Below are 24,243 nucleotides of genomic sequence, written 5' to 3'. Positions count from 1 at the left end.
TTCTGCGTGTTTAACGTGATAATTCCGCGTAAAGAAATGTCGGATAAGATGACTCTTAACATATTTTGGGTTATATGTTTTTTTGTATTTATTTGGTAATGTGATGAATGTAAGCATTATTTCACATGATTATTGGTCATGTCAGAATTGGACTTAAAAATGAAACAACCTATTGTTGGTTATCATAAAGATGAAGAAGATGATTGGGTAGCTGAATTGATTTGTGATCATTTTCAGCATGTCCGACACAATCCACCTTGGTTTTGTCGACCGTGGGTGATCACAATCGACGGACGACAATCAATGCTAGGGTATGAGCTTGATTGTAAGAAATGTGATGAAGGTGCACCCAGAGATAAACTTTCGTTGAATAAATGATGGAGTAAATAAGATGAAATTAATTTATACACATGAAAATGGTTTTCTTGTTAACAACGTTAAAAATATTATTGAAGCGAATGGTATTGAGACGATACTGAAAAATGAATTTTCATCTGGCGCGATTGGCGAAGTCTCGGCTGTGGATGCGTGGGTCGAACTTTGGTTGGTCAATGATGAAGAGTTTGAAGTTGCGCAACGTATTATGACGGATATAAAAAGTAAAGCGGATGAACCAGACTGGCTGTGTCAGCAATGTGAAGAAGAGAATGATGCGTCGTTTGAACTTTGCTGGAATTGCCAGTTTGAACACTAAGCTATGCATACATTCTCTTTGTACGCCTTTATAACTGCAATCTTATAATTGAGTGAAATCAGCGGGCTCGTCAGTGTAAATACACACATTAAAGTCTTCAACTAATCCCGCTTCTGCCACACATTGTGTTTCAAAAAAGTGCTTGATTTCGGCACGTTCACAATGCTGCTCGAATGCTTCATTAGATGACTATATTTCATTAAATGCAATTGGGAAACTTTTACCTTCAGCATAAGGTGAAGCAAGTTGACGGGTTACTGTATATTGGATACAACCATCTTCACGTGTTGAGTTAGGTTCTAAATTTTGTAGGATTTTGAATAACGCTGCTTCTTGACCTTCTTTTGGTAAAAACTGAGCAATACAATAAACCTTCGATGACATGATATATTCCTTTATAAATTAAATACCTATATACAAAAATAGGACTGATTAAGCGTGCTGTAAGCGATAGCTCAATTGTAGCAACCCCATATTATAAATCATAGTGATAAGCGATATTAAGAAAACAATCACGTGCAGAATAAATCGTTATGTTAATGAACTATTTATTGGCCTTATACATACTCGCTATGATAGCGGCTTAAACATCGATTAAGCCTTTGCCTAGGAGTCGTAGTGGTGCTTAATGCTAAAGGCTTAGTGGTTAGAATCTTTATTCTATATCGACCATTGTTTTCTTGTGAGAACGGTCACTTTTCTATAGATATAATTGTCGGTTCGACACGCTTTAATTTCAATGTGTCAGTGTATAAATCTTACGATTGATTGTCATTTGGCGTCTTATATCGCCGGGGTGATTTATTTTGACCTTTATCACCTGTTTATAAGACTTTTCATAATGAAATGTCGATAAGGTTAGTTGCTTCTAGCGATCATAATTTAGTGATACATTAATTCTACTTTCAGATTTAATCCTATTGACGGGATAGTCTGAAAGACAGTCAAGCTAAGGATGGCTTGAGATTAAATGAGGGTACATTTTACTCTCTTACATTTGCCAAGGATTGGATCTCAAATGGATACTAAAAAACAGAAAATATCTGCTAATTACATCAAGTTAGATCGCCTTTCTATACAAGAAGTAAAAGAAATGCATACCCTCTTTATTCAGTATTACCACAATGCTGATTTTTCTACGTTTATTGATGACTTGTCTGATAAAGATGGCTTAATACTGATTCGAGAAACTAAGTCAAAACGTATTATTGGTTTTAGTACGCTTAAAACGTTACGTTTCACATTGAAAGGAAAAGAGGTAAAAGGTATTTTCAGTGGCGATACGATCATTGAGCGTAAATATTGGGGAACCAATAAAGGCATGATGTGTTTTGTTAAAGTCCTATTGAAAGAAAAATTAAGAGAACCCCTAGTGCCATTATTCTGGTTACTTATTTCTAAAGGCTATAAAACGTATTTATTATTAGCCAATAACTTTCCTAAGCATTACCCACATCATCAAGGCAAGTTTGATGAATTGTCACCTATCGTTGAACAGTATTGTCAGCATCTCTATCCAAGTTATTACGACGCAAAACAACAAATTCTCGATTTTGGTGGTGATTATCAAAAACTCCGTGGTGATGTTGCGGAAATCACCGCTGAAATGAAGCAAAGCGTACCTAAGATTGGTTTTTTCGATGAGCGAAATCCTCGCTGGCGAGAAGGTAAAGAACTGCCTTGTATTGGTGAAATTAACGTATCGATGTTTACGTCATTTGCACAAAAAGCAATACGTAAAAAATTACAAAAGAACAACCTCAATTGGGATTTAGGCCTCATTAGTTTAACTCGACGTTTAGTGAAGTAGGAGCAATGATGGCGTTATTAAATCGTATTACTCGTAAAGCAGGCAACAAACTTACTCATAAAGCGGCACAGAGTTTGAGTACTCGAGGCTATAAGCAGTTTTGTAAAGCACTCGCGCAGCCACAAGCTGTGCAACGCGAAAAGTTAAGTTCATTGTTAAAAGTGATCGCTCCTAGTGTATCAGGTAAAAGGTATAATTTATCGAGCGAGCTATTTTACGAAGAGTTTATTCGTAAAGTGCCGATTACTGAATACGATGATTGGGCTGCTCAAATTGATAAGGCGAGATCTGGCAGTCCCCAAGAGTTAAGTATGGAAGCAAATGAACGCTTTCAACCAACGAGTGGCTCAACCTCTAAAATCAAATGGATCCCGTATACCCAATCTTTTTTGAATGAACTGGATGCGGCTATTTCTCCTTGGATGATGGATATGTATCAAAACAATCCAGGTATGTTGAGTGGTTCGCATTATTGGTCATTATCTTGGGTGCCGACTGAGTTACGACGTACTATTTCAGGTGCTGTGAATGATGATTTGAAATTATTACCCTGGTGGAAGCGTGTCTTTATGGGGCTGACAAGCTCAGTACCAGAAGGCGTCTCTTTAGCTGATACCTCAGATGATTCACAATTTGCCACCTTATGTTATTTACTTGCAGATAAATCATTAACATTTCTGTCAGTCTGGAGCCCGACATTTGCGCTGACGTTGTTTGATAATATTATTAAGCATAAATTGGAACTGGTTTCTGTACTTGCAACGGGCAAGTGGGGACCTCGAGATGCAGCATTACCGGGATTGAAATGTCCCAAATCCCACCGTGTCGCTGAATTATTATTGCACTGGAAAGGTGCTGTGTCTGCAGAGTTATTACAGCAGATCTGGCCAAAACTGGCATTAGTCAGTGCTTGGGATACATCTTCGTCAACAACTTGGGCTCATAAATTACAGCGATTATTACCGCAAGGGGAATTTCAGGGTAAGGGGTTATGGGCGACAGAAGGTGTCGTTACCATTCCATTTCAAAACCAATATCCATTAGCGATATGTAGTCATTTTTATGAGTTTATTGATCTTGAAACAGAAGAAGTATTGCCTGCTTGGAAGCTTGAAAAAGATCAACTCGTTCGTCCGGTGCTAACCACAGGTAGTGGTTTGTTACGGTATGCAATGAAAGATAAATTACGTGTGAGTGGCTTTTTACAAGATTGCCCGTGTTTTGAGTTTTTAGGACGTTTAGATGGAATTGATCTGGTTGGCGAGAAGATGAGTCCCGAAATTGCACTTGAAGTCATGAAAACCGTAGATAATAACCCATGCTTAGCCGCAATTACCTTGTTTGCTGTACCGACGAGTAGCTCAAATGAAAAGCCATTTTATCTTTTACTCTGTGAAGCAAATGCCGATATTACTGAATTCGAAATGAAGCAAATTGCAGTGAATGCAGAAGCTGAATTGAGCGCTTGCTTTCATTATCAATTAGCAAGGGATCTCGGTCAGCTGGATGCATTAAAAGTATGTTGTAGTCAAAGTGCTCGCGACCTTTATTATTCACGCTGTGAAGCGCGCGGTATGGTTGTCGGCAATATCAAAATTGAACCATTAGTACTTTGGGATATTGAAACACCGAACGTATTTTTGGATGCGATAGCCGCATAGTTAAGGCGTCATTATTGGGCAAGCGGCATACAACTCGTTGCGTATCGTTACGTATGTCGCTTCATGAAGTAGAGGTAGAAAGATGGCAAGCCGATTCTATACAAGGCCAGCACAAGCAAGTGATTCAGATGAGTTGATTGCGTTAATCGCAGCAACGCCACAGTCTGGCGCAATAACGATTAATTTTGAACGTACTCCTGATTTTTTTATGGCGACAAAAATTGTGACCAATACACCTGATGTGTGGGTCGCTGTCGAGCGTGACAGCGAACGTGTTGCCGCTATATTCAGTATTGGCCATCGTGATGTTTATGTTAATGGTAAGCGTCAAGATGTGCGTTATGGTAATGATTTACGCATTCATCCCGATTTTAAAAGTGGTCGTACTTTATTTAATTTACTGAAATGTTATCGCAAAGTGATGGGCGCTGATTGGATGCAGACGGTGATCCTGAGTGATAACGATGCGTCATTAAATTCAATTGGTAGCGGACGAAGCATCACTCCCACGTATTATGATTTTGGTGAGATGACGACGCACATGCTGTATCTCACCACTCCACGCCCAAGTCCACGACATAAATACAATATTCGGCATGCGACACATAATGACATTGAGTTGATGCAAGCATTTTTTGAACAACAAGCGAAGACGAAACAATTTTATCCGCATTATGATTTTATCAAATTATTAAATGGTGATGAATATTACCGTGGACTCACAATTAATCATTATTACTTGATGTTCGAGGATAATAAACTTGTCGCTATGGCGGGTATTTGGGATCAAAGTAGTTTTAAGCAAACTCGTTTTGTGGCTTACAGTAAATTAATGTCTGTCGCACGCTTATTTAATAATATGTATTCTAAGGTATTCGGTGGTTTGATGCTGCCGAAAGCGGGCGATAAATTAAGTTATGTATCACTGCATACCTTACTCGTGATTAACGATAATGAAAAATTGTTTTCTCGATTATTACAGCATATTTATAACGATTGTTTAGCGCAGAATTATCAAGCGCTCGTTTGCGGATTACCAGCGCTTGATGCGCGTCAACGCATCCTTGAGCAATACCGATCTAAGGTGCTTAAGAGCAAACATTTTATTGCGAGTTATCATGATGATCCTCGCAGTCAATTTGATACTACGTACCCGTTGTATTTAGAACCTGCAAGGCTCTAGTTATTACCGCTGTAGGAACATACGTCGAGTAAATCCCATATTTAAGGTAATAGTAAGGTAATAGTAAGGTAATAGTAAGGTAATAGTAAGATCACCGTAAGGTAATCGTAAGATAGGCGCAGATTAAAATAGAATCAGTAACAGTAACAGTTTCGATTTGTTCGAGGCATTCAGTTTGGTTAACAAGGAAGCTAACCGATGAGTAGTAGCCATAAAAAAGATTATATAGCGATGTGGTTTCAAGCGCGTAAAGAGTTTGGAATCGGTGACCGAATGAATGTTGGGTTACTCAAAAAAACCACGGATGATATTAACTGGTTTGAATTTGCACACAGCCAAATGGATGGGCTAGGTGGGTTGACGACTATCCTACGTGAGCATGATTATCCGTGTGAAAACCTGCCTAAAACAGCAGACAAAAGCGCCCCCTCACATTGGCAGCAAATTAAAATGTTATTTGCTGGTCAGAAATCGACAGTACCAAAGCAAATACGCTGGAAAACCACGTATCCTGATTATGCTGCGACAAATCGAGTAAGCGCTCTCCAAGGTTCATCGAGTCAATCCCAGAGTGATACGACTCAATATAGTAATGATGCGCCCATCGTGAATGCTTACTTTAGCCAGAGTGAAACACTTGAGATTAAGAAATTAGCGAGGAAGCACAAGGTAGCTCTGAATATTTACTTATTTTGGGCATTAAACAGAGCGGTTGCAGACCAATTACTCGCATCTCAGCAAGAATATTATTGGCTATATCCCGTTAACTTACGTGGTGCATTGCCGAATATGCCTGAAACGGGTAATTGTTCTTCAGGTATCAACGTACAGCTTAATAACACTATCGCGGCACGTGATATTCAGTTGCAAGTGAAGCAACAAATTAAAGCCAAAAGTCATTGGCAGCTTTGGTGGCAAGCCCATATTGGTAAACTTATTGGTGAGGGCGGTGTTCGTCAGATTTATCAATACGTCAGTGAACGTCAATTCTATGCTGGTTCATTTAGTTTCTTGGGTAGCTGGCCATTGAAAGATGATAATAATCCGCCAATCAATCAAGATGAACTGTGGGTGTGCTGCGGTATCGGTACTAAGAATTACCCAGTGTCGACAGGTATCTTACTCTGGCATGAACAGCTATCTTTAGGGCTAAAACTACACCCTTATATTGCACAAGATATAGGTGTCACTCAAGCGACAATGCAGAGTTGGAAGCAGCACTTATTGCAAGGTGATTTACTGACTGAAAAACAGCCTATAGCGAATCCTAAACCTGTATTACCAGATACAACAGCTGTTGTGGCGTTAAAAAATCCAAGTAAGCCAAATAAACTAAAATTGACGATGACGACTAAGATCCAGAGTCATATCCAGCAAGTTAAAATGAAGCTTACACCTTATTATCAGCAAGGGCGCGCACTGTTCGTTCGTTATAAAAAAGTATCAATTCCGCTTTCCATTATTGCTTTCACGTTTATTTGTATGACGTTGCTATCTGTAATTAGACCACAGAGTCAAATTAAACCAGAGATAAACCGTTTTCCGTCGGTACGTTATATGAATGTAGCCTTTGATAATGCGGTGATTCCTATTTTTAGTCGCGGTATCGTGGCAGCTAAAACGCAGATTAATTTGAATTCAGAGGTGACGGCAAGAGTGAATTCTGTTGCCGAAAACTTCACTGCTGGTGGTTATTTCAATGCTGGTGATGTACTGATTTCGATGGATGATGAAGCCTATCGGCTCGAAGTCATTAAGAAGCAGCAGGCCGTTGATGGTGCGTTATTACATTTAGCTGAAAGTAAAGCCAAAGCCCATGTCGCCCGTCGTGGTGTATCACGTAATGCAACCGAGTTTGCTCGTCATATTCCACAGCTTAACGATGCTAAAAGTCGCGTTAAATCGGCTCAAGCAGATTTACGATTAGCTAACTTAAAATTAGAACGAACCGTTATTAAAGCCCCTTTCTCTGGTCGTGTTAAATCCGTATCTGTTGGGCGTGGACAGCTTGTAAACTCGGGTGAAATTATTGGTGAGATATTCTCATTAGACCAAATGCATGTGCGTTTGCCTGTGGCGGATAAATACCTGACATTAATGGATTTACCGCTTCAAGTTAATGCGTTTTCTACGAATTCAGGTTTGGAACTGCCAGTCACAAAACCTGAAGTCACCTTGTCTGTGACGGTCAATAACAAGCACTATCAATGGCAAGGTTTGATTACCGGAACGGAAGGGGGGCTAGCAGAGAATCGATTACAGTATGTTGTTGCTGAGGTGTTGAATGATCCTGAACAGCCATTATATTTACAACCGGGCCGCTTTGTCACCGCCGAAATTGCAGGACGTGAATTTGAGCAAATCGTTATTATTCCTCGTTTAGCTTTACGCAATGATAACCATGTATGGCTGTTAGACGAACAGCAACGTTTGAATATTGTCACTGTCGATGTGTTACATCAGGGAAAAGAGCAGGTTTATATTAATGCCGGTTTAGAAGAAGGAGATAAGCTAATACTTACCCCTCTTGATGTTGCTGTTGATGGCATGAAGTTGAATGTGATCCGTTTAATGTCTAGTCGTGTGGATAATAAGGATGTCGTTGCGGATAAAAAAATGACGATGGCACAGAGTGAGGGTCAGTCATGAAAGCACTCATCACTTGGTTTGCCCATAATCGAGTTGCAGCGAACCTGATTATGATGGTTATTATTGCGCTGGGGTTGCTCGCATTACCTGATACTCGTAAAGAATTAATACCGGGTGTGTCATTAGAGCGTATTGCGATATCTACCTTGTATCCAGGCGCTGCGCCACGAGAAGTCGAGGCGGTTGTTTGTACTCGTATTGAAGCGGTTGTTTATGATATTGAAGGCACTCTCGACTTAACATCCTTTGCCAGTTCCGGGTCATGTTATACCACCATTGATATTGCCGATGGTTACAGTACCAAAGCAGTGTTAGATGAAGTTAAGTCCAGAATTGAAAGTATTAACTCGTTCCCTAATGAAGTTGAAAAACCAGTTGTGAGTGAACTCATAGAGCGTTATCGCGTTGCCAAACTTATTATTTCTGGTGCGGGTGATGAGTGGGCATTAAAGCGTCTGGCTGAAAATATTCGTTTAGATTTGTTAGAAGACCCCGTCATCTCTGTGATTGAATTACAGAATACACGTCCCTACGAAATTAGCATTGCGTTATCAGAAGACAGTTTGGCGCAGTATAATTTAAAATTTGAAGATGTTGTTAATACACTGAAAGCGACTGCGCTTGATTTACCCGGTGGTAACTTGGCAACAGAGCAAGGTGATATCCTCATTCAAACCTTAGGGCAGATTGAGAGTGCGGATGATTTTTCCAGTATTATTCTGCAAGCGAATGAAGATGGTGGGCGGATCTTATTAAGTGATATCGCGACGATTACCGATGGATTTCGTGATGAAGGTACGATGGCACAACTTGATGGTCAACGTGCTGTATCTTTGGATGTATATCGCGTTGGCGAACAAAATATTATAGATGTTGCAAAGGCGATTAATAAATACGTGGCGAGTCCTGCAACCTATTTGCCCGAGGGGGTTAGTTTATATGTATGGCAAGATGACTCAAAACTGTTTATGAGCCGTATCGACTTACTGGTGGATAATGTGTTTAGTGGCCTATGTTTACTGTTTGTGATCTTGTTGCTGTTTTTAAATTGGCGTTTGTCTTTCTGGGTGAGCTTAGGTATCCCTATTTCGTTTATGGGCGCATTTTGGTTATTACCTGTATTTGATGGTTCTATCAACATCATTTCTTTATTCGCTTTTTTATTGGTGCTTGGCATTGTTGTTGATGATGCAATTGTTGTTGGTGAAAGTATTTTTACCGAACAAGCCTCTGGTAATAAAGGAGTTAATGGCGCAATCGAGGGCGCGTACAAAGTCGCTAAACCCATCACATTTGCCATTATAACCAGTGTTATCGCCTTTACACCGTTACTGTTTTTACCGGGACCGGAAGGTAAATTAATGCAGGTTATTCCAGTCGTTGTTATCACTACGCTGTTATTTTCATTATTTGAATCACTGTTTATCTTACCTGCGCATTTAAGTCACGAAGTCAAAGACAGTGAACATTCTCGCACTGTTAATCGCAGCCGATTCATTGCGACAATTAAATACATTGGCGCGATGTTAGAGCGTATCCAAACCAAATTTTCAGCGGCACTAGAATTGTTCGTTATACATCAATATAAGCCTTTTTTAGATCATGTACTTCGATGGCGTTGGAGCTATATTCTTGGCTTTCTCGGGCTGTTTTTTGTTTCTTTAACCTTGCTGTCGAGTGGCTGGCTACGTACGGTACTATTTTCTGCGATTGAAGGTGATATCGCGTATGCGAATGTGACGTTTGCCGAAGGCAGTAATCCAGATAAAACCAAACAAGCCTTGTTTAAAATAGAGCAGGAAGCTTTGCTATTAAAGCAAGAACTGACGGATGAAAAGGGAGAGTCTGCCATTGCACATGTATACGCTGTTGTAGCTCCCATGAGTAAGTATTCACGAGAATCACAAGCGGCGGCAGATGATCATATTGGCCGAGTATATTTGGAACTGTCCGTATCGAACGAACGCATGATGTCAGGACATGACATTATTAATCGCTGGCGTGAACGGGTTGGTGAAATTGAAGACAGTATTGAATTAAGCTTTGTGTCAGACCTTACGCCTCCGAGTGCTGATATCAACATTGAATTATCGAGCCGTGATCTGGGTGATTTAGCGACGCAATCTGAAAAACTAAAACAAGTATTAGCCCAATTTGAAGGGGTGTACGATATTCAAGATTCGCAACAGCGTAGTTCAAGGCAAGTCCAGCTTGCTTTAAAACCAGTCGCGAGAGATATGGGCTTAACATTGAGTGCGTTAGGACAGCAAGTTCAGCAGGCTTACTTAGGTGTAGAAGTTCAAAGCATGCCGCGCGGTGAAGATGAAGTTAAAGTACAGGTCCGCTATCCAAAAGAAGCGACAAGTTCATTGTGGCATTTAGAAAATATGCACATTCAATTACCAAGCGGGGAAGGTGTACCGCTATTTACTATTGCTGATGTGAGCTATAAGTCAGCAGATCATAATATTAAACGTTATGAACGTAATAGAGTTATTTCAGTTTCAGCGTTTGTTGACCCGGGGAAGAATAGTACGAAAGCTGTGATTGCAGATCTTGAAGCGGTTTTTTTACAACAATTAACAGACACAACCGCGGTTAAATGGTCGAAAGCGGGTAAGCAAAAAAGCATTGTTGAATTTGTTGATATCTTAACAAGTAGCTACTTGTTGGCTTTGATCGCCATGTATTTAGTGATGGCTATTTTGTTTAGCTCTTACACCCAACCTTTATTGGTGATGTTTGCTATCCCGTTTGGTTTGGTTGGGTCGTTATTAGGGCATTTATTACTCGGTGTTGACGTCACGTTATGGTCTTTTATTGGCATGGTTGCCGTGAGTGGAATTGTGGTGAACGATAACTTAGTACTCATTGATTATATTAATGAAAAGCGAGGGCAAGGTGAACCATTAGAAACCGCTATTACAAGTGCTGGAATACGTCGTTTTCGGCCCATTATTTTGACGTCATTAACCACATTCATAGGATTAGTTCCGATCATGAGTGAAACGAGCTTACAAGCGCAATTTTTGATACCAATGGCGATATCACTGGCGTTTGGGGTATTGTTTGCGACGCTGGTTAGTTTGCTATTGGTCCCTGCGGTATACCTGCTCATTCAAGATGTGGGGCTATGGTTAACGGCTTTCATTTCTAGAAAATTAGCCCCTAAGTCCTCAGTGTTAAAGAGTAAGCAGGACGATATTTCTGATAATAACGCTGTCGATAGTGCAGCATAACCGTCTTATAGTTCAAGGAGGAACAATGACGTTTAAACGTAAACTTTCACCAACAGAGCGATTTTATATCAGTTGTGATGATTTTAATGCAGAAGAAACGGCAACCTGCGTGGTTAACCAAATGGTGCTTGAAGGACGTGGTGATATTGATATATCAGCGTGGCAACAGGCGGTCGTTAAAGCATCAACTGCGCTACAGGGATCACGACTTAAGTTATCTGGAAAACTTGGTTTTAGTCATTGGACTGATGCTGGTGAAACAACGGAATTGAAGGTCATTCGCGGTTTAAACTGGGATGGTATGAGTGATGAAGGCGCGTTATTTTTAAATCGTCCTTTAGATGTCAAAACAAGTACGGGTTGCGAAGTCTTACTGGTGCTTGGTGAAACACATGGTAAGCATCATATTATTTTTAGAACTCATCATGCGGTAATGGATGGGCGAGGAACCAAGACATTCGCTGATGAAGTATTACGTGCGCTACGTAAGCAGCCACTACAAGGGGATAATAGTTTTGTACGTGATGTTGATTTAGCTAAATCAGTCACGTCGGTGCCTGGTGAGAAAATTAAAGATACGGTAGCTGCACCAACGGGGGTGCCAGTTGGGCATGACTTTGGATCATCTTGGCAGCGACGAACCTTACCGGGTAGCTACAAGCAGGTGCTTGCTAACGCTGGTATCAGTATTGCTAAATTAGCCAACCTCTACTCTGATTCCGACGTTCGTATTCAACTTCCAGTCGACTTACGTATGCATGATGCCGATATTATCTCAACAGGTAACTTAACGGGGGGATTGTTAATGCAGACCTCACCTGACACCACTATTGCCGATTGGGGACAGCAAATTAAATCAAAGATCGCTGACAATGAACACGCAAGAATGCCTCAGTTTGCCGGAATACCAACATTAAATGCATTAAACTGGGTACCTTTGTCATGGTTGAAAAAGTCCAATGATAAGCTCGCATCAAAGCGTCAGGAAACGGGGCAGTACCGTACTTCGGCTATTATTTCTAATTTAGGTTTTCTTCATGTTGATGAATATAGTGCCGCAGGGTTTAACTGTTCTAGTGTCTTTTTTATTCCTCCTTATTTTAATACGACCGCTTTGTTCCTTGTGCTAGCTGGTAATAAAGATGCGGTAGAGGTTATTTTGCGTATTCCTCATCAACTCAGTAGTAATGGTCGTTTTGAACACGCGTTATCACAAATATGTCATGGTATTTGTTACGGGCATGAACAAGAAACTAATCACAATAAATATCCAGTCAAGCAGGCGAGTTAATAGGATTTTACGTGAATAGAAACCGATGTAAGTTGGTTGGATTAGGCCTTACGTTATTGTGTTCATTTGGTGCTAACTCGGCAGTGCAATGCCGCGTTAATTACCCCGTGGTATTAACACATCATTGGGGCATGAAGGCCTTGTGTTCTTCCGCTACTGATGAAGAATGTGACCGATTAGTCCCTGCAAAGTATTGCCAGCAATGGCAGTGGGATGAATTGGGCCAAGATCAAGATTGTTTGAGTTGGCGGGTACCGGATAAGGAACTCGATTTACCTCCTCGAAATTATAATGTCGTGGAGCCTTCATTACAGCGCGATGTGAGCGGTTATTATCGTTATTTTAGTCAAGAAATTGTACAGCGATTATCAGAAGACTGCGGTAATCAAGTATTTATAGCAGATAATCCAGCGTTCTCATCATCCTTAGTGCGTGCTCAATCATTACGTCATACCGTGTTACAAGCATTGGATAATACAGGTGCAGACAAGGTTATTCTGCTAGGGCTGTCGCAGGGCAGTCAGGATGCGAGAATGTTGACTCAGTTATCTGTAGATGACGGTGAGTTTATTGCGAGTAATGTCAGTGAGAGCACTGTGATTAATAGTGATATCGAGAATAGTGATGCCAAGAATAGCATGGCCAGTAAGGTTGCTGCGCTTGTTACCATCGCGGGTGAAAATGAGGGCAGTTGGTCGGCGAGTGTATTTTTAAATACCATGTATGCGCAACGCCATATGACCAAAAATTGGCAGTGGCATGATTATGATAATAATCCACTCTGGCAATTGGGAAAAAACCAAATCATGGCTGGTTTATGGAAAAATGAAAATAGTCATTATGTGCTTTCAGAAAATCAACGTGCTGTACAAACAGAGGCTGATATATTTCAGCAGTTTCTGGCCTCTAATCTTGTATTGACCAAAAAGTACATGACAGGAAAAGCTTATTCTTGGGTTACTTGGGAGCAAAGTTGGGATGAGTTACGCAGAGCCGCAGGGCTAAATGAAATGTACTGGAATCAGCTCCTAACACCATCACTCGAGTTACTAAATTCAATTTCTTATTATAGTTATGCTGCACAAGTTCATGGTTGGAATAAAGCGTGGGGACAGTCTCTTTTTGTTGCTAATTTAGTGACCTTACTGGAAGGTAAACATGATGGTTATGCTACGGTGAAATCGCAGTCTCTATCGGGGGATAAACAACATGTAAAAACAATGTCAGGTTCACCAAAGGGGAGTGGTTATCACCATATGTTTTTCTCTGGTCGAAATGATGCGCTCTATGGACCTAAAGAGATGGATCAGGAGCTTAATTTATATCGGGGGTCATCCGCTGACTTTTATCAACAAATTATGACAAACCTTGTTGCTGCAGGTTTTTAGATTCAGTCATAGGTTGTTATTCGTCGTTCCTAGATTGTTTAGCATGCATTTTTAAAACGTTGAGATTTCACTATCATTTTTTGAGCTGTGCGTGCTTCTTGTAAAAGTTCGTTAAGTTGCGGAATATTGGTATCCCATTCAATTAGCGTCGGTATGGTATTGCTATGTTGTAAATAGTATTCAAACAGTTGCCATACTTCTGGTGTTACCTTTTGCCCATGCTCTTGGTCGAAGGTGATCCGATTATCTTTAAGGTGTTTACTGCTACCCGATAGATGAATTTCGCTAACAATACTGCTTGGTATCGAGGCTAAATAATCGTATGGATTGAAATCAAGCTGATGACTACTGATATGCACATTGTTTATATCGAGTAATATCTTACAGTTTGTCGCTAATTGTAATTCGGATAAAAAGTCTGTTTCTGAGAGTGTATTATTTTTATGTTGGCTATAACGGGCCGGATTTTCAATGGCGATAGCCTGACCTAATATTGCTTGAACTTGTTCAACACGGTTAATGACGTGTTTGAGGTTTTCTTCAGTATAGGGGATCGGTAATGCATCGCTATAATGTTGGCCCGCGATAGGACTCCAGCCTAAGTGTTCAGATATGCAAAAGGGTTGATAACGGTCAACAAGTTTTTTGATATTATGAACATGGATAGTATCTAATAGCTCGTTAGAAGAGAGTGCTAAGCCGACACCGTGTAAACTGATTGGATAGCGGTCACTGGCTTTATCTAAATAATACGTCGCTTCGGAGTTAACCTCGAAGTGATTTTCGCTGTGTACTTCTAACCAGCCAATATCTACTTGAGAATTGGTAAGTTGTTCATAATGCGCTGGACGCATCCCAATTCCAACTAAATCATCTAACATAAAGTGGTCCTCTTTGTAAGCTGTGGTACTTATGTTTTAAGCAGCGGTACTTATGCGTTTACGTTATTGAAGTGCTTATCGTTATTGAAAGGAGTATGGGTAAGGTTTTCTGGTTTTGCAAAGTTAATCACATTCTATCTTCTAAGGTACTGATAATTTAATTTTCAACGATGAAAAAATGAATGGTTGGTCACGATATGAAAAAGCCTTAACATGGTATTTCTTGTTAAGGCTTTTAATTTATTGACTATTTAGATGTGATTTTTAGCAAACAACTAGCATATTATGCGGCAACCGTTATTGTTGCGATTATATCTAAGGTGATGTCACCATCTGCTTTGCAACAGCAAGGTAATATCGAACCTGGTGCAATGGCTGCTAACGGATCTGTATTATAGGTGACAGAACCTGCGCTTATCGTTGTACGACAAGCACCACAATAGCCTTGGCGACATTGGTATTCAACTTGATGACCCGTGCGTTCAAGTGTATCAAGCAGGGAGTTATCTTGTGTTGAAACTTGATAGCACCCTGATTTTGTTGTTAGCGTAGTCGACATTATAGAACGAAGGTACCAATATCTGCGTGATTGATTTCTGCGTTAATTTGACCAACTAAGTATGAACTGATTTCTGATTCTTGTGGTGCAACTTGTACATTATCAGATACTAACCAAGCATTGATCCACGGTAATGGGTTGCTTTTTACTTCAAACGCCATTGGTAAACCAACTGCTGCCATACGTGTATTAGTAATGTATTCAATGTAATCAGCAAGAATGTCTTTATTTAAGCCAATCATAGAACCATCTTTGAACAAATATTCAGCCCAGTCTTTTTCTTGTTGCGCTGCATCAGTAAAGATTTTTTGCGTTTCTTGGAAACATTCAATTGAGATTTCTTGCATCTCAGGATCATCTTTACCATCAGCCATCAAGTTTAAAATATGCTGTGTGCTGGTTAAATGTAGCGCTTCATCACGGGCAATAAGCTTGATGATTTTAGCGTTACCTTCCATCAATTCACGTTCAGCAAAGGCGAAAGAACAAGCGAAACTAACATAGAAACGAATCGCTTCAAGTACGTTTACTGATACCATCGCTAGGTATAGCTTTTTCTTTACAGCACGTTGGCTAACGACAACTTTTTCACCGTTAATAACATGCGTACCTTCACCAAACTGGTGTAATTTTTGAGTCGCATCGATCAAGTCATCGTAATAACCCGCAATATCTTTTGCACGTCTTAAGATTTCGTCATTCGCAACGATATCATCAAATATTTCTGATGGATTATTTACAATATTACGAATGATGTGCGTGTATGAACGCGAGTGAATAGTTTCACTGAAAGACCATGTCTCAATCCATGTTTCAACTTCAGGTAATGAAACAAGCGGTAAAAAGGCAACGTTAGGTGAACGGCCTTGGATACTGTCTAACAGAGTTTGGTATTTTAGATTACTGATGAAAATATGTTTTTCATGATCTGGTAATTGTTGATAATCAATACGGTCTTTACTTACATCAACTTCTTCTGGACGCCAAAAAAACGATAACTGACGTTCAATTAATTTTTCAAAAATTTCATGCTTTTGTTGATCATAACGGGCAACGTTAACTGGTTGGCCGAAAAACATTGGTTCTTTTAATTGATCATTTTTAGTTTGGCAAAAAGTAGTGTAACTCATTGGTCATCTCTATTGTATACATTAAATTGGCAGCCCAAGCTGCCAAAATGAAAGGGTGTAGGTTAGTTCGGTGTATGTAATATGATTATTTAAATCTTACATGCGCCGCCTTCACAGCCCTCGTCTTCCTTCACTACATCTACGTCTGATGCACCGTCACGTGTGTTATGGTAGTAAAGCGTTTTTAAGCCGTACTTATACGCTAACATCAAGTCTGTTAACAGCGTTGTCATCGGTACTTTTTGTCCCGGGAAACGTTGTGGATCATAGTTTGTGTTAGATGAAATCGCTTGGTCTACGAATTTCTGCATCAAACCAACAAGTTGTAAATAACCTGTGTTACTTGGAATGTTCCAAAGTAGTTCGTAGTTATCACGTAGATTTTCATAATCAGGTACAACTTGTTTCAAGATACCGTCTTTACTTGCTTTAATACTGATTAAACCACGTGGTGGTTCAATACCGTTTGTTGCATTTGAAATCTGGCTTGATGTTTCTGATGGCATCAATGCAGTTAGCGTTGAGTTACGTAAGCCGTGTTCTTTAATCTCGCTACGTAATGTTTCCCAATCTAGGTGCAATTCTTCATCACAAATCTCATCTAACGCAGACTTATACGTATCAATCGGTAAGATACCTTGTGAATAAGTAGTTTCATCAAACGCTAAACATGGACCTTGTTCTTTCGACAGGTTCATCGATGCTTTTAATAGATAGAACTGAATTGCTTCAAACGTTCTATGCGTTAAGTTGTTTGCACTACCGTCTGAGTATTTAACGCCGTTTTTAGCGAGGTAGTATGCGTAGTTAATCACGCCTATGCCTAATGAACGACGCGCCATTGTAGACTTTTCTGCCGCTGGCATTGGATAGTCTTGGTAATCAAGTAAGCTATCAAGTGCACGTACAGCTAAATCAGCAAGGTTTTCTAATTCACTTAAGTCTTTAATCGCACCAAGGTTGAATGCCGATAATGTACATAAAGCAATTTCGCCTTCTTCATCACCTGGGTGTTGCATTGGTTTTGTTGGTAATGCAATTTCAAGACATAAGTTACTTTGTCTTACCGGTGCAACAGCTGGGTTGAACGGGCTATGTGTATTACAGTGATCCACGTTTTGGATATAAATACGGCCAGTACTTGCACGTTCTTGCATGACTAAAGCAAACAGCTCGCTTGCTTTAATTGATTGCTTACGAATTGATGGGTCTTGTTCGTAAAGGTTATATAAACGTTCAAATTCGTCCTGATCTTGGAAGAATGCGTCATATAAACCATCAACATCTGATGGGCTGAACAAGGTAATGTCTTTGTTATCAATTAAACGTTGGTACATTAAACGGTTAATTTGTACGCCGTAATCAAGATGACGTACACGGTTTTCTTCAACACCACGGTTATTTTTAAGTACAAGAAGTGATTCAACTTCTAAATGCCATAGTGGGTAGAATAATGTTGCCGCACCACCACGTACACCACCTTGAGAGCACGATTTAACGGCTGTTTGGAAGTGTTTGTAGAATGGAATACAACCAGTGTGGAATGCTTCACCGCCACGGATAGAGCTACCTAGTGCACGAATACGACCTGCATTGATGCCGATACCAGCACGTTGCGATACATATTTAACAATAGAGTTAGACACTGCATTGATAGAATCTAGGCTATCGTCACATTCAATCAATACACATGAGCTGAATTGACGAGTAGGTGTACGAACACCAGCCATGATTGGCGTTGGCAGTGAAATTTTAAAGCTTGATGTTGCTTCGTAAAAACGACGAATGTAGTCCATACGCGTTGATTTATCGTAAGTCGCAAATAAGCTTGCTGCCACTAGGATATATAAAAACTGTGGGCTTTCGTAGATGTCACCAGAAATACGGTTTTGTAGTAGGTATTTACCTTCTAACTGTTTAATCGCACCGTAAGAGAAGTTCATGTCACGCCAGTGATCAACAAACATCTCCATTTCTTTAAATTCTTCAGCAGTATAATCAGCAAGTAGATGTGCATCGTAACGCTGCGCATCAACATTGAGTTTTACGTGGTCATAAAGCGCTGGTGGCTCAAATTGGCCATAGGCTTTTTTACGTAGGTGGAATACAGCTAAACGCGCAGCAAGATATTGGTAATCTGGCGCCTCTTCACTAATTAAGTCCGCTGCAGCTTTGATCATGGTTTCATGTATATCTTCAGTGCGAATACCATCATAAAACTGGATGTGGGATTTTAATTCAACCAGAGATACAGATACATTATCTAACCCTTTGGCTGCCCATTTGATCACGCGATGGATCTTTTCAAGATCGATTGTTTCTTTTTTACCGCTGCGCTTTGTAACTAGTAAATTTTTATTCATTTAGCTGATTAACCTTAAAACAATGTTAAGAATATCTCCCGAATGGAGATGCTTATAACGCTGATTGTCATTACCATCACTAGTATTGATATATTCGTTAATACACAATATATAGTGTTGGCTTGTTATTATGCATACAAGATAGTGTGATAATCATTTTTTGGCAAGTGGCAGAAAAGGGAACAACATGTGGATAAATTGATGAGTTAGTAGCGACTTACATTCTGGCCTCAGTGATCAATTGCGGTTAGCAAAAATCAACAGTTAAAGTGAAAAAAAAAAGAAAAAAAAGTGTTGCCAAGCTTATGTGAAGATCTTCAAAAACTTTGATTATATTTACAGCGAATTCGTTTACAAAACTATCATGCAAGTACAAATTTATAATTTTTTGAGGTGGTTGTAATTACAAACAATTACGTCATTTTGTATGCAGGAGGTTTCATATTACCTACAAAGTGAAGATCTATCGTGAAGTTAACAGGCCAAAAGGAAGCGAGAAATTCACCATATATTCTTGGTAATTAGGTGTGAGTCGTTAAAATCGTGAATAATAGGTAATAGGTAATAGGTAATAGGTAATAGGTAATAGGTAATAGGTAATAGGTAATAGGTAATAGGTAATAGGTAATAGGTAATAGGTAATAGGTAATAGGTAATAGGTAATAGGTAATAGGTAATAGGTAATAGGTAATAGGTAATAGGTAAAGGAAGCGAACTCAGAAGAGAAGGTCACCTAACAACGGACGCTGTTAGGTGAAATAGACGTATTAATCGATAAGCTGTGTATGTAGCATATAGTTAACGTCAACATTATCGCCAAGTTTGAACTGGTCAACAAGGGGTACATAATGCAGGCCTGTCATGTGGTGACAGTATAGACCTGATTGATCAACCCAATGCAATAGCTCTGATGGGCGGATAAACTTCTTATGATCGTGCGTACCGTTAGGCATCATTTTTAATATCTTTTCTGCACCAACAATCATAAATAAGTATGATTTTAAGTTACGATTGATTGTCGAGAAGAATACATGACCACCCGGTTTAACCAAACGCATACACGCATTAATAACTGAACCTGGATCGGGAACGTGCTCTAACATTTCCATACAAGTCACAACATCAAAGCTATTTGGCTGTTCGTCTGCAAGTTGTTCGATCAACACTTGACGGTATTCAACTTCTGTACCAGTCTCAAGTGCGTGTAACTTAGCAACGTTGAGGGGTTCTTTACCCATATCAACACCTAATGCGCTTGCACCACGGCGAGCCATACTTTCTGTTAATATTCCGCCACCACAACCAACATCAAGTACTCGCTTACCAAATAGACCGCCACAGCGTTCATCAATGTAGTCTAAGCGTAATGGATTTATTTGATGTAATGGTTTGAAGTCACCAGCTGGATCCCACCAACGGCTGGCCATAGCTTCAAATTTAGCGATTTCCTGTTTATCTACATTCATACAAAGTCTTCTTGATACATTAATAAGGTGAAAAGTAATAAATATGGGCACAGTATATAACGATAAAATGATTTCAGAAGTATTATTTATGGGTCGAACAATAAATAGTTAATAAAATGGTATTCAACTGAGTTAATTTTTTTATATATTGTATTTGCTAGCAAATATTATGTTAGAATGAATCTCTAAAAATATAATAGAAAGCACTTTAAAACTTAGGGGTAAAGGCTTATATGAGTAATTTAGCCACAGAAATCACACCTATCAATATTGAAGAAGAATTAAAGAATTCTTATTTAGATTACGCAATGAGCGTAATTGTAGGTCGTGCTCTTCCTGATGTTCGCGATGGTTTGAAACCAGTTCACCGCCGCGTTTTATTCGCGATGAACGAATTGAAGAATGACTGGAATAAACCATACAAAAAATCAGCACGTGTTGTTGGTGATGTAATCGGTAAATATCACCCACACGGTGATACAGCTGTTTATGACACTATTGTACGTATGGCGCAGCCTTTCTCTTTGCGCTACATGCTTGTTGATGGTCAAGGTAACTTCGGTTCTGTTGATGGTGATTCGGCAGCAGCAATGCGTTATACCGAAATCAGAATGTCAAAAATTGCGCATGAATTACTTGCAGATTTAGACAAGGAAACGGTTGATTACGTACCAAACTATGATGGTACGGAATTCATCCCGGAAGTTATGCCAACACGTATTCCTAACCTATTGGTTAATGGTGCGTCAGGTATTGCCGTAGGTATGGCAACAAACATCCCACCTCACAGCTTGAATGAGGTGATTAATGGTTGTTTAGCATTAATTCAAAATCCAGACCTAAGTCTTGAAGAATTAATGGAATACATTCCAGGCCCAGATTTCCCAACACACGGTATCATTAATGGTAAAGCTGGCATTGAGCAAGCTTACCGTACTGGTCGTGGTAAAATTCATATCCGTGCGCGCGCAGATATTGAAACCAATGATCGTGGCAGAGAAACGATTATTGTTCACGAACTACCGTATCAAGTAAACAAAGCACGTTTGATTGAACGTATTGCTGAGTTTGTTAAAGATAAGAAAATTGAAGGCATCAGTGCACTACGCGACGAATCTGATAAAGATGGTATGCGTATGGTTGTTGAAGTTAAACGTGATGCTGTTGGTGAAGTTGTATTAAACAACCTTTATGCTCAAACACAAATGCAAGTTGTGTTTGGTATAAATATGGTTGCATTGATCGACAACCAACCAAAAATATTTACGCTAAAAGAAATGCTAGATGCGTTCTTACGTCACCGTCGTGAAGTTGTTACACGTCGTACTGTATTTGAACTGCGTAAAGCGCGTGAACGTGCTCATATCCTTGAGTCGTTAGCAATTGCATTAGCAAATATTGATGAAATCATTGCCTTAATTAAGCAATCTCCATCATCTGCAGAAGCAAAACAAGCCTTGATCAGCCGCGGCTGGCAGTTAGGTGATGTTGCTGCAATGTTAGCGCGTTCTGGTGATGACGCAGCACGTCCTGAGTGGTTAGAACCAGAGTTTGGTATTCGTGAAGGTTCGTATTTCTTAACTGAAATACAAGCACAAGCAATCCTAGACTTACGTTTACACAAACTAACAGGCCTAGAGCACGAGAAAATTCTTAACGAATACAAAGAATTACTTGATGCTATTGCAGAACTATTGTACATCCTTAATACGCCTTCGCGTTTATTAGAAGTGATCACTGAAGAGCTACAAGCTTCAAAAGATGCATTTGGTGACGAACGTCGTACTGAGATTTCTGCAAGCAGTGCTGATATTAATTTAGAAGACTTAATTGAACGTGAAGATGTTGTAGTAACACTGTCTCACGAAGGTTATGTTAAGTATCAACCTCTTACTGATTACGAAGCACAGCGTCGTGGCGGTAAAGGTAAGTCAGCAACGAAGATGAAAGAAGAAGATTTCATTGAACGTCTGTTGGTTGCTAATACACATGATCATATTCTGTGCTTCTCAAGCCGTGGTCGCTTGTACTGGATGAAGGTATATCAATTACCATTAGCTAGTCGTCAAGCCCGTGGTAAGCCAATTGTGAACTTACTACCACTGGAAGAAGGTGAGCGTATTACTGCGATCCTACCTGTGTCTGAGTTTGAAGATGACAAGTTTGTCTTCATGGCAACAGCTAACGGTACAGTGAAGAAAACTGCATTAAGTGCATACAGCAAGCCTCGTGCTGGCGGTATCATCGCGGTTAACCTGAATGAAGGGAATGAACTAATTGGTGTTGATATCACTGATGGTACTAACGACATTATGTTGTTCTCTGATGAAGGTAAAGTAGTACGTTTCTGCGAGTTTGAAGAAACGCCTGTACTTGACGAAGAAGGTAACCCTGTTCTTGATGAGAATGGCAAACCTGAAATCAAGTTCAAAGGTGTACGTCCTATGGGCCGTACAGCGACTGGTGTTCGTGGTATTAAATTAGAGGGCGAACAAAAAGTTGTTTCTCTAATCGTACCGAAGAACGATGGCGCAATCTTAACGGCAACTGAAAACGGTTACGGTAAGCGTACTGCACTTGAAGAATACCCTGCGAAGAGTCGCGGTACTAAGGGTGTTGTTTCAATTAAAGTAAGTGAGCGTAACGGTAAAGTTGTTGGCGCAACACAGGTACTTGACGGTGATGAGCTAATGCTTATTACTAACGGTGGCACGCTAGTAAGAACACGTGCTTCTGAAGTATCTATGGTTGGTCGTAACACACAAGGCGTTCGTCTAATCCGTACAGGTGAAGATGAGCTCGTTGTTGGTTTACAACGTATCGATGAAGTTGAAGAAGATGAGAACGCAGTTGTTGTTGATGCAGAAAATGCTGAAGCACCAACAGAAGTTCCAGCTGCTCCAACTGATGCTGCTGATAGCGCAGAAGAAGCTACTGAAGAGTAATTAAGGATAGTGCAGTGATGTACTAAACTAGATTAACTTCATAAGGCCTGTTACTCCTAGAGTAACAGGCCTTTTTTTATAACCACTTTTACTCGCATCCCAGATCTGAACGATTCCATGAACGGACTTGCTGGCATATACATAACTCCATTGAACTGATGTTATACACAGTGCGATTCATATTCTTATAATTGTAATCACGGTTTGTAGGAAAACAGTCTTGTTTCGCTTGTTATTAAAAAATTAAGTTAATATACTCAGTTACATAGCGAGTTTTTATTATAATTTACAAGACGGCTCATTTTTCCAGAAAGAAGTATTTACGCTATTTGAAGTATAGTTTTAGCTTTCAGAGGATTGATTTTACTTTGTAGCGGTGAATTGATTTGGCAAATCGAGAAGTCCTGCTATACAAATGTTAAGTGCCAATGGAGGCTATATGAAATCCCAAAAAGTTCTTGATGACGCTTGGGTGTCATGTCGTTTAATGGAAGGTGCTTTAAATGATGAAGAATTGCGAGTGCATTGGGTTTCTACTATTTGTCTACTTCGAATGGTCGGTCATGTCCTCCACAAAGTAGATTCTAAATTATCAATAACTCATAAGTCCGTAATCGAAAAGTGGTGGCTTAAAATCAATCAAAATAAGCCTGAACCTAAAATTTTTTGGACATTTATTAATGAATCGAGAAACCTTGTTTTAAAAGAGTATGAACTTAATTTCATTACTTATAAATGTGAGTTGATAGATACCGATTCTGCAGGGAATGCTGATGTTATAGACAACACTATTAACCTTACTCTAGATGGGCACGATCTTTTTGAACAGTTGTCCGATGCGTTACTTTGGTGGCAAGCTGAACTATCTACCATTAATAGTCTTGCTCAAAAAGGCACTTAACAAGCAATTTAATCTGAACTAAACAGTGCGCCATGTTTCGCTCCTCAATAAGCTTGGCGCACAATTTTAGTCCGCTTAATTGG

General features: G+C 39.8%; 17 protein-coding genes. 11 read left to right on the top strand and 6 right to left on the bottom strand.

Annotated features, from left to right (window positions below; translation table 11 throughout):
* The first annotated feature begins 159 nt into the window (after window positions 1-159).
* Complete coding sequence (locus HWV00_RS12315; RefSeq protein ID WP_211681634.1) at window positions 160-378, top strand: DUF3565 domain-containing protein; 219 nt, start codon at window positions 160-162, stop codon at window positions 376-378.
* Window positions 379-391: 13 nt separating this feature from the next.
* A complete protein-coding gene (locus tag HWV00_RS12310) occupies window positions 392-694 on the top strand; it encodes a DUF2007 domain-containing protein (protein WP_211681631.1) in 303 nt (100 codons plus the stop codon).
* 189 nt (window positions 695-883) lie between these two features.
* Here HWV00_RS12310 and HWV00_RS21650 read toward each other — a convergent pair whose 3' ends face one another.
* Complete coding sequence (locus HWV00_RS21650) at window positions 884-1,078, bottom strand: putative quinol monooxygenase (protein ID WP_370630454.1); 195 nt, start codon at window positions 1,076-1,078, stop codon at window positions 884-886.
* Window positions 1,079-1,712: 634 nt separating this feature from the next.
* Here HWV00_RS21650 and HWV00_RS12300 point away from each other — a divergent pair.
* From HWV00_RS12300 to HWV00_RS12270, 7 genes are all read left to right on the top strand, one after another.
* On the top strand, window positions 1,713-2,504 hold the full coding sequence (locus tag HWV00_RS12300) for a hypothetical protein (protein ID WP_211681630.1): 792 nt from the start codon (window positions 1,713-1,715) through the stop codon (window positions 2,502-2,504).
* Between the two features lie 5 nt (window positions 2,505-2,509).
* Window positions 2,510-4,165: a GH3 auxin-responsive promoter family protein gene (locus HWV00_RS12295; RefSeq protein ID WP_255554522.1), complete on the top strand. Its 1,656-nt coding sequence runs from the start codon at window positions 2,510-2,512 to the stop codon at window positions 4,163-4,165.
* 82 nt (window positions 4,166-4,247) lie between these two features.
* Window positions 4,248-5,348, top strand: coding sequence for a hypothetical protein (locus HWV00_RS12290; RefSeq protein WP_211681628.1), 1,101 nt, complete (start codon window positions 4,248-4,250; stop codon window positions 5,346-5,348).
* A 198-nt stretch (window positions 5,349-5,546) separates the two neighbouring features.
* Window positions 5,547-7,997, top strand: coding sequence for an efflux RND transporter periplasmic adaptor subunit (locus HWV00_RS12285; protein WP_211681626.1), 2,451 nt, complete (start codon window positions 5,547-5,549; stop codon window positions 7,995-7,997).
* On the top strand, window positions 7,994-11,236 hold the full coding sequence (locus HWV00_RS12280; protein WP_211681624.1) for an efflux RND transporter permease subunit: 3,243 nt from the start codon (window positions 7,994-7,996) through the stop codon (window positions 11,234-11,236). The genes HWV00_RS12285 and HWV00_RS12280 overlap by 4 nt, the downstream gene beginning before the upstream one ends.
* 25 nt (window positions 11,237-11,261) lie before the next feature.
* Window positions 11,262-12,527: a peptide synthetase gene (locus tag HWV00_RS12275; RefSeq protein WP_211681622.1), complete on the top strand. Its 1,266-nt coding sequence runs from the start codon at window positions 11,262-11,264 to the stop codon at window positions 12,525-12,527.
* 11 nt (window positions 12,528-12,538) lie between these two features.
* On the top strand, window positions 12,539-13,915 hold the full coding sequence (locus HWV00_RS12270; protein WP_211681621.1) for a hypothetical protein: 1,377 nt from the start codon (window positions 12,539-12,541) through the stop codon (window positions 13,913-13,915).
* Window positions 13,916-13,953: 38 nt separating this feature from the next.
* Here the strand turns inward: HWV00_RS12270 and HWV00_RS12265 are convergent, their stop codons facing one another.
* The 5 genes from HWV00_RS12265 to ubiG all read right to left on the bottom strand — a co-directional run bounded on the left by HWV00_RS12265 (window position 13,954) and on the right by ubiG (window position 20,314).
* Window positions 13,954-14,796 (bottom strand): DUF692 family multinuclear iron-containing protein, encoded by an 843-nt coding sequence (locus HWV00_RS12265; RefSeq protein WP_211681619.1) that lies wholly within the window; start codon window positions 14,794-14,796, stop codon window positions 13,954-13,956.
* 283 nt (window positions 14,797-15,079) lie between these two features.
* Window positions 15,080-15,355 (bottom strand): class I ribonucleotide reductase maintenance protein YfaE, encoded by a 276-nt coding sequence (yfaE, locus tag HWV00_RS12260; protein WP_211681617.1) that lies wholly within the window; start codon window positions 15,353-15,355, stop codon window positions 15,080-15,082.
* The gene (nrdB, locus tag HWV00_RS12255) at window positions 15,355-16,485 is read right to left on the bottom strand and encodes a class Ia ribonucleoside-diphosphate reductase subunit beta (protein WP_211681615.1); all 1,131 of its coding nucleotides are present in this window, start codon (window positions 16,483-16,485) and stop codon (window positions 15,355-15,357) included. Before nrdB ends, yfaE begins: the two co-directional genes overlap by 1 nt.
* A gap of 89 nt (window positions 16,486-16,574) precedes the next feature.
* Window positions 16,575-18,848: a class 1a ribonucleoside-diphosphate reductase subunit alpha gene (gene nrdA / locus HWV00_RS12250; protein ID WP_211681613.1), complete on the bottom strand. Its 2,274-nt coding sequence runs from the start codon at window positions 18,846-18,848 to the stop codon at window positions 16,575-16,577.
* A gap of 767 nt (window positions 18,849-19,615) precedes the next feature.
* Entirely contained in the window at window positions 19,616-20,314 is a 699-nt protein-coding gene (gene ubiG / locus HWV00_RS12245) for a bifunctional 2-polyprenyl-6-hydroxyphenol methylase/3-demethylubiquinol 3-O-methyltransferase UbiG (protein WP_211681611.1), read from the bottom strand.
* A 233-nt stretch (window positions 20,315-20,547) separates the two neighbouring features.
* Here ubiG and gyrA point away from each other — a divergent pair, with 233 nt between their 5' ends.
* Window positions 20,548-23,259, top strand: a complete 2,712-nt coding sequence (gyrA, locus tag HWV00_RS12240; protein ID WP_211681609.1) for a DNA topoisomerase (ATP-hydrolyzing) subunit A — start codon at window positions 20,548-20,550, stop codon at window positions 23,257-23,259.
* 439 nt (window positions 23,260-23,698) lie between these two features.
* Complete coding sequence (locus HWV00_RS12235) at window positions 23,699-24,160, top strand: hypothetical protein (protein ID WP_211681607.1); 462 nt, start codon at window positions 23,699-23,701, stop codon at window positions 24,158-24,160.
* Window positions 24,161-24,243 lie beyond the last annotated feature (83 nt).

The organism is Moritella sp. 24 (assembly GCF_018219155.1).
Lineage (GTDB): Bacteria > Pseudomonadota > Gammaproteobacteria > Enterobacterales > Moritellaceae > Moritella.
Note: the sequence above shows the minus strand (reverse complement) of the source record. Positions and strands in the feature narration are given on the sequence as shown.